General features: G+C 42.3%; 13 protein-coding genes and 2 pseudogenes. 4 read left to right on the plus strand and 11 right to left on the minus strand.

What is annotated here, in order from left to right; translation table 11 throughout:
• Positions 1 to 15 precede the first annotated feature (15 nt).
• A complete protein-coding gene (locus AB4232_RS12695) occupies positions 16 to 1,440 on the plus strand; it encodes a phosphomannomutase CpsG (RefSeq protein WP_372087248.1) in 1,425 nt (474 codons plus the stop codon).
• A gap of 112 nt (positions 1,441 to 1,552) precedes the next feature.
• Here the strand turns inward: AB4232_RS12695 and aroG are convergent, their stop codons facing one another.
• Positions 1,553 to 2,605: a 3-deoxy-7-phosphoheptulonate synthase AroG gene (gene aroG, locus AB4232_RS12700; protein ID WP_012600346.1), complete on the minus strand. Its 1,053-nt coding sequence runs from the start codon at positions 2,603 to 2,605 to the stop codon at positions 1,553 to 1,555.
• Between the two features lie 686 nt (positions 2,606 to 3,291).
• Positions 3,292 to 3,768, minus strand: a complete 477-nt coding sequence (locus AB4232_RS12705; RefSeq protein WP_102257517.1) for a hypothetical protein — start codon at positions 3,766 to 3,768, stop codon at positions 3,292 to 3,294.
• A 110-nt stretch (positions 3,769 to 3,878) separates the two neighbouring features.
• Here AB4232_RS12705 and AB4232_RS12710 point away from each other — a divergent pair.
• A pseudogene (locus AB4232_RS12710) lies at positions 3,879 to 4,084 on the plus strand (IS110 family transposase); the annotation flags it as partial.
• 324 nt (positions 4,085 to 4,408) lie between these two features.
• On the opposite strand, the gene AB4232_RS12715 reads toward AB4232_RS12710, so the two are convergent.
• Positions 4,409 to 4,939: a GNAT family N-acetyltransferase gene (locus tag AB4232_RS12715; protein WP_372087249.1), complete on the minus strand. Its 531-nt coding sequence runs from the start codon at positions 4,937 to 4,939 to the stop codon at positions 4,409 to 4,411.
• 100 nt (positions 4,940 to 5,039) lie between these two features.
• Between AB4232_RS12715 and AB4232_RS12720 the strand changes: the two are divergent.
• Positions 5,040 to 5,261, plus strand: a pseudogene (locus AB4232_RS12720) (IS110 family transposase); the annotation flags it as partial.
• Between the two features lie 376 nt (positions 5,262 to 5,637).
• Here the strand turns inward: AB4232_RS12720 and AB4232_RS12725 are convergent.
• The 8 genes from AB4232_RS12725 to AB4232_RS12760 all read right to left on the minus strand — a co-directional run bounded on the left by AB4232_RS12725 (position 5,638) and on the right by AB4232_RS12760 (position 12,094).
• A complete protein-coding gene (locus tag AB4232_RS12725) occupies positions 5,638 to 6,375 on the minus strand; it encodes a hypothetical protein (RefSeq protein ID WP_372087250.1) in 738 nt (245 codons plus the stop codon).
• A gap of 566 nt (positions 6,376 to 6,941) precedes the next feature.
• On the minus strand, positions 6,942 to 7,160 hold the full coding sequence (locus AB4232_RS12730; RefSeq protein WP_009845653.1) for a DUF3820 family protein: 219 nt from the start codon (positions 7,158 to 7,160) through the stop codon (positions 6,942 to 6,944).
• 12 nt (positions 7,161 to 7,172) lie between these two features.
• The gene (locus tag AB4232_RS12735) at positions 7,173 to 7,844 is read right to left on the minus strand and encodes a DUF3313 domain-containing protein (RefSeq protein WP_372087251.1); all 672 of its coding nucleotides are present in this window, start codon (positions 7,842 to 7,844) and stop codon (positions 7,173 to 7,175) included.
• Between the two features lie 96 nt (positions 7,845 to 7,940).
• Positions 7,941 to 8,294: a hypothetical protein gene (locus AB4232_RS12740; RefSeq protein ID WP_009845655.1), complete on the minus strand. Its 354-nt coding sequence runs from the start codon at positions 8,292 to 8,294 to the stop codon at positions 7,941 to 7,943.
• A 133-nt stretch (positions 8,295 to 8,427) separates the two neighbouring features.
• Complete coding sequence (cyoE, locus tag AB4232_RS12745; protein ID WP_371727129.1) at positions 8,428 to 9,402, minus strand: heme o synthase; 975 nt, start codon at positions 9,400 to 9,402, stop codon at positions 8,428 to 8,430.
• On the minus strand, positions 9,392 to 10,447 hold the full coding sequence (locus tag AB4232_RS12750; RefSeq protein WP_372087252.1) for a heme A synthase: 1,056 nt from the start codon (positions 10,445 to 10,447) through the stop codon (positions 9,392 to 9,394). Before AB4232_RS12750 ends, cyoE begins: the two co-directional genes overlap by 11 nt.
• 116 nt (positions 10,448 to 10,563) lie before the next feature.
• Entirely contained in the window at positions 10,564 to 11,172 is a 609-nt protein-coding gene (locus AB4232_RS12755) for a hypothetical protein (protein ID WP_372087253.1), read from the minus strand.
• Positions 11,165 to 12,094: an SURF1 family protein gene (locus tag AB4232_RS12760; protein WP_372087254.1), complete on the minus strand. Its 930-nt coding sequence runs from the start codon at positions 12,092 to 12,094 to the stop codon at positions 11,165 to 11,167. The genes AB4232_RS12755 and AB4232_RS12760 overlap by 8 nt, the downstream gene beginning before the upstream one ends.
• Between AB4232_RS12760 and AB4232_RS12765 the strand changes: the two genes are divergently transcribed.
• Positions 11,982 to 12,212, plus strand: coding sequence for a DUF2909 family protein (locus AB4232_RS12765; protein WP_009845660.1), 231 nt, complete (start codon positions 11,982 to 11,984; stop codon positions 12,210 to 12,212). The two genes, AB4232_RS12760 and AB4232_RS12765, sit on opposite strands and share 113 nt — an antisense overlap.
• Positions 12,213 to 12,281 lie beyond the last annotated feature (69 nt).

Below are 12,281 nucleotides of genomic sequence, written 5' to 3' on the forward strand. Positions count from 1 at the left end.
AGCGGCGACAATCAAGTGAAACCAACATTAGACCTTAACTGCTTTAAGAACAACGATATTCGCGGCATCATTGGTGACCAAATCAATGGGTACTTTGCCTACCTGCTCGGCAAAGCATTTGGAGAATACGCCCTATCCACGACACCTGAAGCCTCATTCGATGGCTTGGCTCAAGTGGTGATTGGTCGTGATAACCGAGAAACGTCCCTTTCATTACAAGAAGCCATGACCAAAGGCTTAATCGAGTCTGGAATAACCGTCGTTGACCTTGGAATGACAGGGACTGAAGAAGTCTACTTTGCAACTCGCCACCTTGGCGCCATTGGCGGAATCCAAATTACGGCAAGCCATAACCCAATTAATTACAACGGAATGAAATTGGTCGGCTTGGACGCTAGCCCGATAAGTAAAAACAGTGGGTTAGATGAAATCAAACGACGCATTAAAATACTCAATCAAGAACTGAACTGCAATTTACCGTTCGTTCATGCACAACCAAGTAACTCTAGTAGATCGACCAGTATTCTCGCCCCTTATGTAGACCACCTACTCTCTTATATATCTCCTTCTGAGCTTTCACCTATGAAAATTGTGGTGAACGCAGGGAACGGTGTCGCAGGACATGTCATTGATGCTTTGGAGAAGAAACTTAACGAACTCAGTGCCTCTATCACCGTCATCAAGGTTCACCATACTCCTGACGGAAATTTTCCAAATGGTATTCCCAATCCATTGATTATAGAAAACCAAATAGCGACTCGAAATGCTGTGCTAGAACATTCGGCCGATCTAGGAATTGCGTGGGATGGTGATTTTGACCGCTGCTTTTTCTTTGATGAAAAAGGCAATTATATTGAGGGTTACTATATTGTCGGGTTGCTCGCTGAAGCATTTTTGTTAAAAGAGCCTAACGCAACAGTGTTGCACGATATGCGTATGACATGGAACACAATTGAAGTCGCCAATAAGCTTGGTGGGGAGGCTGTTGCAGTCAAAGCTGGGCATGCGCTCATCAAAGAGAAGATGCGAGAATTAAACGCAGTGTACGGTGGTGAAATGAGTGCGCACCACTATTTCCGTGATTTTGGGTATTGCGATTCAGGAATGATTCCTTGGCTCTTAGTGATTGAACTAATCGGTGAGACTCAACAATCTCTTCATCAGTTGACCAGTTCGAGTATGGATAGATTCCCTTCTTCGGGAGAGATCAATCGCAGAGTTTCAGACCCAGAACAAGTCAAGGCTTATGTGTTGTCGCACTATCAAGTTGATGCCGTTGAGATCGATCACACAGACGGGCTCAGCATGAATATGGGCACATGGCGCTTCAACTTAAGAAAGTCTAATACCGAGCCATTAATACGCCTTAATGTAGAAACCAGACAAGATAGAGCTTTGCTATCACTTAAAGTCGACGAGCTACTGTCTTTTCTCATTTAAGAGTCCAAGGCACTTTCCGTTTACAACTAAGAACCACAAAAAAGCCCTTATTAGCGATTGCTAATAAGGGCTTTGAATTTTTAGCCGCTTGGCGACTGGCTGAATAATTAGATTACTTGTTACGACGGGCTTCAACAGCACCGGCAAGTTGACGAAGTACTGTTTCAGTATCTTCCCAACCAATACATGCGTCAGTAACAGATTGACCGTACGTCGCCGCTTTACCGTCAACTAAGTCTTGGCGACCTTCAACTAGGTGAGATTCAATCATCACACCAAAAATGGCTTTATCACCACCAGAGATCTGTGCACTTACGTCATCAGAAACGTTCATTTGGCGCTTGAACTGCTTTGAGCTGTTCGCGTGGCTGAAATCAATCATCACTTTCTGTGGAAGACCTGAAGCTTCTAGCTCTTCTTTAATCTTACCAACGTGCTCTGCACTGTAGTTTGGCTCTTTACCACCACGTAGGATGATATGACAATCAGGGTTACCTGCGGTTTCAACGATCGCTGAGTGGCCGTATTTAGTTACCGACAAGAAGTGGTGAGAAGCGCTTGCAGAGCGAATTGCATCTGTTGCGATCTTGATGTTGCCATCCGTACCATTCTTGAAGCCAACTGGGCAAGATAGGCCTGAAGCCAGTTCACGGTGAACTTGAGATTCTGTCGTACGTGCGCCAATTGCGCCCCAGCTGATTAGATCGGCAACGTATTGCGGCGTGATCATATCTAAGAATTCGCTCGCCGTAGGCATTCCCATATCAGTTAGGTCAAGTAGTAACTTACGTCCTAGACGAAGACCGTCATTTAGTTTAAATGTGTCGTTCATGTACGGGTCATTGATTAGGCCTTTCCAGCCAACAGTGGTACGTGGTTTTTCAAAGTAAACACGCATTACGATTTCAAGGTTATCGCCTAGTTCGTCGCGTAGCACTTTCAAACGTTTACCGTACTCTAGAGCAGCTTCTGTATCATGAATAGAACATGGGCCAACAATAACAAGCAAGCGATCATCGCTATCTTCTAAAATATTGTGGATCGCTTTGCGGCTTTCAAAGGTTGTAGAAGAAGCAATTTCTGTCGCTGGAAACTTTTCTAAAACAGCAACAGGTGGTAATAACTCTTTTACTTTGTTAATTCTTACATCATCAGTCTGGAACATTGCTTACTTCTTCCTATTTTCTATCCTTGAGGCTGAATGCACGTTATCTCACGTCACTTTCCATCAGCATTTATCTTCTTGTTCCCTGTAACTTAACTAGTAAAAACCACAGTTTCAATCACTAATTAAAAAAAAACGCAATTTATTTTGTGTTTTATATTTAAAACACCCTGTATAACATTATTTACACGTTATCGATTGTGCAGTTATCAGACACAGTAAGAACACAGCTCTTCAAACTATCCTGGCTAGATAATGTCTTACGCAACGATAGATAAAAGCTCTTTACCACACTACAGCCTTTACAAAACGCATACACAAAAAATAGAGAGCTAAAGACTTTTCGTCACATAGAGAAAAAATGGGAACTAGCACCACAACCTTGGTTTGGATGTTACTCATCGAAGAATAGAACCGATCAAATTTGGCAATTTCTGCGCAGGAACGGTATATGGAGAATTGTACAGGCGAAACAACAGAAGATGTGACGACGAAAGAAACGAAAAATAGCTAACTGGTTGATAAGATTGTTATCGCAACCTTATCTTGGCCTCACTCGCCTGAGAAAAGCCTCAAAGCGGTGCGCCCTTCAAACCCAACCGTACAATTTACTTAATAAAGTCGCTTCGGGCTTGTTCAACACTTGGGATTTAGTGTTGGCTACGCAATACCTTAATCCTTATTTGTTATGAGTACTTAGTTTGAATCTCCTTCAAAAGGCTCCATACAGACTGTTCTATAAGTGGCTCAAGGTCTGCAAACCCAAATTCTGGCTTAATATGAATGATTGAGTTCAAACGTAGGAGACCTCTAATATACCCACTCCAACTAAGCTTGTTTGTTGAACGCAATGTTTCAATTGTCTCACCGCTAGCCAAAGAAATAACATCAAACTCTATTGTCACTAGAGGACGCCAACCTAAGATTACTCCGAAGCCAAACAATAACGTCCCTCTTCGATGAAATGGCACACGAACAACTAGAGCGATATCGTTTTCAGCGAAACTATCTTCAGACACCGAACCCAATGGCAATATTTCTACTAGTTTGAAGCGAATATCATCAGTTAGACTGACACTATCTGATGACATTGAGTATTCATCTATGACTTTTAACATATCTCTTCTAGGTGAAACTTTTATTGAATCTAAATATACAGCCACTGAAACTCCTGTTCACTCATAACGAATGACATGGATTCCCCCTACCGAAAATCTGCCACACTTATGTGGTACTTAATTGAACCTGAGGTACCATGTCTGATTAGTCTTAATTGCGCAGTATCGACTTAGTTAAAAGCCATTTTACCCTCATGCCGTAGAGCAAAATAGTAAAATCTTACTTCATAAGTCACTAACTCGCTCTAAACTACTGACTACAATAGCAAATATTCCACTCATGCGTATAGGCGTTGAAGCGTGTAGTGGTGCACATTATTGGGCAAGAACACTCAATCAACGGGGGCATGACGCTAGTATCTCACCGAAGACACAGTCACTTTTAGCTATAAAAGTAAGACCAATACATGGCGAGTTTCGGAATGAGCCTATCCACCTAGCCGAAAGGCATTGATAATAAGGAGAATGGCATTGATGAAATCAGAGGAGATCTGACGACGAAAGAAAGCTAACTGGTTGATAAGACTGCTATCGCAACCTTACCTTGGATTCGCCCGTCTTGAGAAGTACCTCAAAGCGATGAGCCCTTCAAATGCAATCGTACAATTTACTTAATAAAGTGGCTTCGGGCTTGTTCAACACATGGGATTTAGTGTTGGCTACGCAACACATTAATCCTTATTTGTTAGTTGCGTTCTTGCCACTCCGAACGCAACACCCCATATTTCACTGAATCGTAATACTCGCCTTCATAATAACGTACTTTTCTTAGCCTCGCTTCTTGCTGAAAGCCCAACTTCAACGCCAGAGACATCATGCGAGGATTACCTGACCATGTTGTCAAACCGACCCTTTCGATTCTGTTATTTTTGAACAAGTAAGAGATCCATTGAGGAAGAGCCAAAGCGGCGATATCTTGACCCCAATAATTTGAATCGTAGATTACCACACCAGCTTCAAGCCAATGAGTTTCTTCACATTCCCAGTAACTGCTGACTGTTCCTATCGGGTTATCATCGACAGTGATTAACTGTAAATCTAAACCGCTTAACAACCGTTGAAACGAAGACTTTTCAAACTGCTTTAACGAAGGGTGACAATAAGGAAAATACGGACCATTAAACTTAGTCCATGCGTCGTTTGAAGTTACTAAAGCATGAATTAATTCCAATTCATTCGGTTTTGCTGGTCTCATGCTTACTCGTTTTTCTTCCATGATACTTCCCTATTCTTTGAAGCAAACTAACGAATGACATGGATTCCCCCTCCCGAGGAGCTGCCACACTGATGTGGTACTTAATTGCACCGGAGGCACCATGTCTGATTATTCTTATTTCTGCGGTATCGACCTAGCTAAAAACCACTTGGGTCTTCATGCCGTAGACCAAAATGGTAAGGTCATACTTCATAAGTCAGTAACTCGCTCTAAACTGCTGACTACAATAGCAAATATGCCTCTCATGCGTATAGGCGTTGAAGCGTGTGGTGGTGCACATTATTGGGCAAGAACACTCAATAAACTCGGTGACGAAGAAAGAAACGAAAAATGGCTAACTGATTGATAAGATTGCTATCGCAATCTTATCTTGGCCTCGCTCGCTTTGAGAAAAGCCTCAAACCGATGTGCCCTTCAAGTTCAATCGTACAATTTACTTAACAAAGTGGCTTCGGGCTTGTTCAACACTTGGGATTTAGTGTTGGCTACGCAACACCTTAATCCTTATTTGTTATGGTAATTCTCATATTTTAGTTGCCTTAATTAACATCGCAATACTGATAATCAAACCTGACACTGCTGTTAGTAAATCAATTAACTCATTCATTTTTAACCTCATATATTCTTAATATAAGGTCATATTAAAGTATTAAGTCTTTAAACATAGGGGGCAAAAACATATACCTAGTAAATCTAATTTACCCCCTACGAACAGGAATAAAAGTTCCACCAATTCTTTTTTCTATAGGTAGTCTTTTTTGATTTTCATATAAACTAGATAAAATTGGTTCCGCTTCAAATGGGAAAAACACCTCTAAAAACCTCAAAAACGGTGTTTTCCCCCCTGATGAGTCAATAGTTCTAGTTGCTTTTATGTTCGCAAACCATATAAGATTATTACAGGTACCAAGTACAAAGCTTTCAGCTTTAGAGGGAGAACGATCATGAAGATCGACTCGTTCTAGATGCGAACTAATTAACTTTTTTAACTCTATTAATTTTTCATTTGCTACTGAAATATCAAGTTCATCTTGTTTTGTCGTTGTTGTATTTGATAACCAGTTAATTGTTCTTTCTAAGCTACAAAATGCTTCGTCAGATAATTTGGACGCTTTTTGTCTTTGTTTTTGGTGAAAGTCATGAATTTCTTTTGATTTATGTTTGGTTGCAGGAAAATGGCTTGAACCGAAAAAATCATGAATAGCTTTATTAATAATTAAATAAACCCCGTCGAGGTCTCCTTCATATCTTTTATATTTTATTACTTCACTATTGATTCTCGATCGAAAAATCTTTCCCATAGCTTCATAGGACTGATCGATTAATTTCAGATGATGATCAGAGTTCTTATATTTTTCTCTCATTAACTGTAAAGAACTTCGTTCATCAAAAGTCAATTCATCCCAAGAAGACTCAGACATATAGCCTTGCTGCATACTCTCAATCCTCACTAATTACCATAATCATGCAAGCACGAATCCGTCCGCTTAACATATCAAAAAGGTCGGTCATAACCAACTGAATGCTATGCATTTAATATAAAATCGGGTCTCAACATTCCGTGTGAAAACGTGCAAGTACACATTGCCGCCTTTGTAAGGCACGTTATCATTCTTAGCCACTTATCAATCCAATTACTATTCAAAAACTTAACACCATTACCCTCGTTAGGTTCGTGCTCATTCAGTGTTAAAAACCACTCTTTTTAAAGTCATTAATTATTCAATAAACTGTCTGTGTGTACTGGTCACTTAGGGGAAGCTAAAGCTAGTCGATTCTGACTCGTCATTAATGAACATGTGAATGACTAAAAGTAATCATAAATTTGGAAGCTTTGAGGGAAGTGTTGGGGGGGAATATTACAGTTACGGCGACTCTGGGTTCATAAACATTCAAAAGGCAAGATTCAGTTTTTTCCTTTTGAATGTTCCTCAGAAAATCACCACTACTCGTCACTTATTTGGATGGGATGTTGATTTATGACTGTGAGATGCGACTAGGGCTAATAGTCATATTTGAGCGGTTGCACCACAGAATCTAAGCCCTCAATTTTAAGAGCTAAGCATAGCTGCATTAAATCGCCCAACTCACCTTGTGGGAAGCCCTTTTTATCGAACCACAGCAAGTATTCTTCAGGCAGGTCAATCAAGGTGCGGCCAGCGTATTTGCCAAAAGGCATTTGCATTCTGGCTAGCTTAATCAGGTTTTCTTTCTCTAGCATTACAAGCTCTTTCTAGACGTCGTCGATGTTCTGTAGAGTATCACCTAAACGTTCAACCCAATAGTTGATCGCATCTTTGGCATCATCTAGCGAATCAATCATAGTAGAAAAGTCTTTGTTACCCGCTTCGCGGTCGATGGCTGCAAACAACGGTGTGCCGTCTTGCGCATCACTGACCAATAGCTCAACACTGGCGCTCCCAACGTTGGTGTGCTCGCCTGTCGTCACCTTAGATATAGTCGACATCGCAAGGCCAAACGGCAGCACACTGCTTGTCACCGCTAAGATCGGGTTGGGCGTTTCAACATTACTTAAGGCAATACTCAAACGTAGCGTGTTCCCTGTTGGTTCATCGACAATCATTTTATGAGGCGATATTTTCGCTTCCAAACGACTCACCATATGATCTGTGAGATCCTGAATGTCTTCCTGATCTAATGTGCCTTCTTCTGCTAACACAAAGATTTGGTCGATCACCACAGAGTCATAAGCGTCTAACTTGGATTTCAAACGTTGTTCGTCACGCAGCCCTATCCTTGCCCAAACTAAATCAACGCCTCCATCAGGGCCTGGCCGAAAATCTTCATAACTGGTGAATTTAGTAGCGGTTTTAATTGGGCCGCCTGCACAACCAAACAAAAACATGCTGGTTGCAACAAGCAAAAGGACTTTTAAAGGTTTCATAACGCACTTAAGTAAATCAAAGAATTAACTGAGTATTCCATACCCTAAGTGAAAAAGTTGTAGAAAATGATATGAAACTCAGAGCTCGATCTAAAATCAATGGTTCTGAACGGTATGTGCATACTCCACGATCACCTGATTGCCTTCGATATAAGCATTTTGGATCTCACCATCAACACTCATTCTACTTTTCAGATAAACCACTTTAGGCCCGGATTCATTGTCTTCTTTAAGTGAAGGGAGCACATTCCTTGGCTCCAAATGAAGCAAACGACAGAAGTGACTAACGAAAGACATGGTTAATGCTTTCTCCCCTCTTAGCACTCGCGAAAAATCCAACTGGTTCATTCCTAGCTTTTTTGAAAACTCCATCTGCGTAATTCGCATTCGAGATTTTTGTGACATCCACGTTTGGTACAAAGCATCTCTATCTTGCTCAGTGAATTCCATTACCGGTTCCTTTATATAATTCATACCAATCAATTGTCCGGCTTTTCATACATGGCATGTCAGGATTTGGTTAGTGGAAACCAAAGGTTTGGTTTTGATATGGGAATAACCTTGTTTGATCTGTACAGAGCTATCAGAGCAAATAATGATCCGCCAACAAAGCAACAAACAAGATCATAAGATGATAAATGGAGAACTTGAAGGTCTTCATCGCCATGTTAGGTTCATCACGATACTTAAGTACCCAAGCGTGATAAACAAACCCGCCATTTAACACCAATGAAGCACTTAGGTATATCCAGCTGCTCATGCCGACCAACACCGGCAATATACACACTATGCTGAGCAACAAGGTATAGAGCAAAATAGAAGTCTTGGTGTATTCGATTCCGTGGGTCACAGGCAGCATGGGGATGTTCACTTTGGCATACTCGTCACGACGATGAATTGCCAACGCCCAGAAGTGCGGAGGTGTCCAAATAAATATGATCATCACCAATAACCAAGCGTTTGAATGAAGCTCATTAGTAACTGCCGTCCAGCCCAATAGCGGAGGCATAGCGCCAGCGATCCCTGCTATCACGATGTTTTGCGGCGTCGCTCGCTTCAGATACATGGTATAAATCACTGCGTAACCCAACAAGCTTGCAAAGGTTAACCAAGCGGTGAGTTGATTGACCCATACCACAAGCGTGACGAAACCAAGTAAGCCGATACCCGCGGCAAAGCTGAACACACGCACACTACTCAGTTCACCGGATGGTAAAGGGCGTCGATTGGTTCGAGTCATCTGGCCGTCGATCTTTTTATCGATTAAATGGTTAAACGCTGCTGCCGAACCTGCCATTAACCCTATCCCAATCATCCCGAACAGAGTTTGTTGCAAAGGCAATCCATTCGGCACAGCCAAACACATTCCAACCAATGCAGTTAGCAGCATCAAAGCCACCACTTTAGGCTTGGTCAGTGTTAAATAGACCTTCCAAACAGCTTTGTTTCTTTCCGCCATTTCATTGCTTAAAGCGATATCATTACTGATTGCTATCTTAGGACTTGAGGCTACGTCTTGAACCACCACTCCATGTTGTGTTGACGTTCTACTGACCATGATTACCTCCTTGTAATATACTGTTTTTCACCAAGCTCTCACTCGGTTTGCGTTGCCACACGACAAAATTGGTGACAACCATGCTGATGAGCAGCATCGCTGCGACTAGGCTATGCAAAACCGCGACTGAGATTGGCAGGTGAAACCATACATTACTGATCCCAAGGCTGATTTGAGTAAACAATACTATTGCGACAATCACGCTCAGCTTTTTTTGAGGCGCTTGGCCAAATTTCCATAGCTGGTACACGACCATTAGCACCGTCAACGTTGCCACAATAGCCCCGAACCTGTGCATGACATGGATGGTGAGCCTTGCGGGATATTCCAACACACCAAACTCATAGTTATCATGGCCGTGTTGAGCAAAATCAAACGCATTTTTGAAGTCGAGATAGCTCATCCAGTTACCTTCACATATGGGTAACTGTGTACACACCAACGCGGCATAGTTCGACGATGTCCAACCACCAAGCAGTATCTGCCCGACCACAATGAGTAGCCCAAAGAGCGCCCAAGCTTTAAGTGATGAAGTGTACGATGCCTCACCAAAACGGCTTTGGAATTGAGACAAACGACAGTAGAGCAAACACAACAGTGACAACAGCGTGAAGCCCCCCATCAAATGCGCCATAACCACAACGGGCATCAACTTGAGAGTCACCGTCCACATTCCAAGCAATGCCTGAAATATCACGGTTGCCGAGATAAGCAACGGTAGTCCAGCTGAAGTGATGTTCTTCTTAATACACCAAGCGACGACGACAAAGATAAGCAGCCCTAACGTTCCTGCAAAGTAACGATGGATCATCTCTATCCACGCTTTGTCTGCTTCGAGAGCACGTTCCGGAAATTGTAGATTGGCTTGATTCACTGCTTGGGCATCAGAAGGAACGGTTATCTTGCCGTAACACCCTGGCCAATCAGGGCAGCCAAGGCCTGCATCCGACAAACGGGTATAAGCGCCAAGCACGATCACGGTAAGGGTTAATAAGATCGTTAATCTCATCATGTGTATGAGTAAATCAGGGGTTCTATTCTGCATCGTTTATCTCCCTATATTTATTCCCTTTTCGCTAACAACACTCAGCATTAACGCCATCTGCTAAAGCTCATCAACCCAAGCTTAGTGACTCAAGCTTAGTGACTTAAGCTGATTAACTACCCAACTCGTGACAGCTTAAGGAGCTTTCTTAGATCATGAATCATGCCTTTAGATTGACTAACTAACTGCGACGGGTCAGAAACGCTTTTGTACTCCATGACCAACTGCCCTAGTGGGTCAATAATGATAATCGAAGCAGGCGAAAACTCAGTACTTAACTGATCACCACCAGCTAACAAAGATAAATCCGGCTTGTTGAGCGAACCCGACAACGAATTACCTTCTGAGACAAAAACAACGGCGGTCACGCGCTCTTTGTTTTTCCCTAACGCCAAATAGCTTTGATTCAAATAATGGAGTTGTTGTTCGCACAAGCTTTCACACTCTGTAGGAGCGATATAACCCACAACCCAACCCTCTCCAGCCATGGGTACCGTTACTCCGAAATCCGCAAGCGTGGTTCTTGGCTCTACCAATTCGCCTGAGTTAGTGACACCTGAGGTATACCAATTCTGGTCCAGCACAGCTTTGGCGATAATGGCTGGCAAAGCGAAAATTAAAACAAGTCCAATTAATACCAAGCGCCCTTTAGTACGATGGCTTCTGAGCTCAGCCATGTTTGCCTCGGTAATTTCCCTGTTCACTTGTGCTTGAGACTTATCCATCGTTGTTCTCCGTGATAGATGTTGCTTTTAGGTACCGATAGCCAATCAACATCGTCAAAAACAAAAGTACCGCAGCCATAACAAACCATTGAAATGAGTAACCAAAGTGCTTCTCAGATTTCATCGCCGTTGGACGCCATAACATTTCATAGGGCCATGAATCTAAACTCTGAGGTTGGAAGACAAAGGGCAGCACTTCTTGCCCGGTGTACTGTGATAGTGCTGTTATGTTTAAGTTTTGGATTCTATTCGGTGTCGTATTTTCTAATCCCAACTCATGACTTAAAGGATTCACCGAACGTGAGTACAAACGCCCTGACATATTAGTTGGTAGTGATATGTTTCCTATTTGTGGTAGCTCTCTTCTGTCACGGCTAGCTGCAACGAACCCAAGATCGATCAACAGTTGTTTTCTTCCATCTTGTGTTGGAACTTCGCCCAACATGTAAATCACATACCCTACCGTTCCTTGGTTAATCTGGTTGTCTAACAAAACCACTAATCCACTGGGTGTCTCCAGCTCCACGTCAACTCTTAAGCCATTTAAAGACGGCTGTTCAGATGTACCTTGCATTTGCGTACCCCAGCCCTTCCATTCAGAGATAACCGCATCCAATGACCTAGACGATTGCTGCGCTCTTTCTGATAGTTGTTGTTCATAGCGTAATTTCTCGTTACCTCGATCTAACTGCCACAAACCTAACTTGATTAAAGTGCCGACTGAAACCACAGTTAAAACAACCGCTATCCAAAAACCTTTACTGCGGAACTTGTGTTCATCATCAATCAATCGGTTTGGAGTTATCACTATGGCGTCATCTACCTTTGTGTTGTTGTTTAAAATTGTATTGGTCGCTTTACTGTTTTTTATCGCTTTCAACTTGATGAAAGGTCTAATCCAAATCGCCTCAGGCAAACACAATGGAAAGAGACTGAGTCACTTTTTAGGTCGTCGTGTGATGCTGTCTGCCATCGTCGTACTATTGCTGTTACTTGCTCTAGCCTCTGGCACCATCACTCCAAACCCACGGCCTTACTAACGCCTTCAAACTTATTTATTCTTTCAAACATTGCTTAAAGCCGTTGAGTATGTCGTTACAGTACATAGA

Origin of the sequence: Vibrio sp. 10N.286.46.A8 (assembly GCF_041470165.1) — a bacterium.
GTDB lineage: Bacteria > Pseudomonadota > Gammaproteobacteria > Enterobacterales > Vibrionaceae > Vibrio > Vibrio tasmaniensis_A.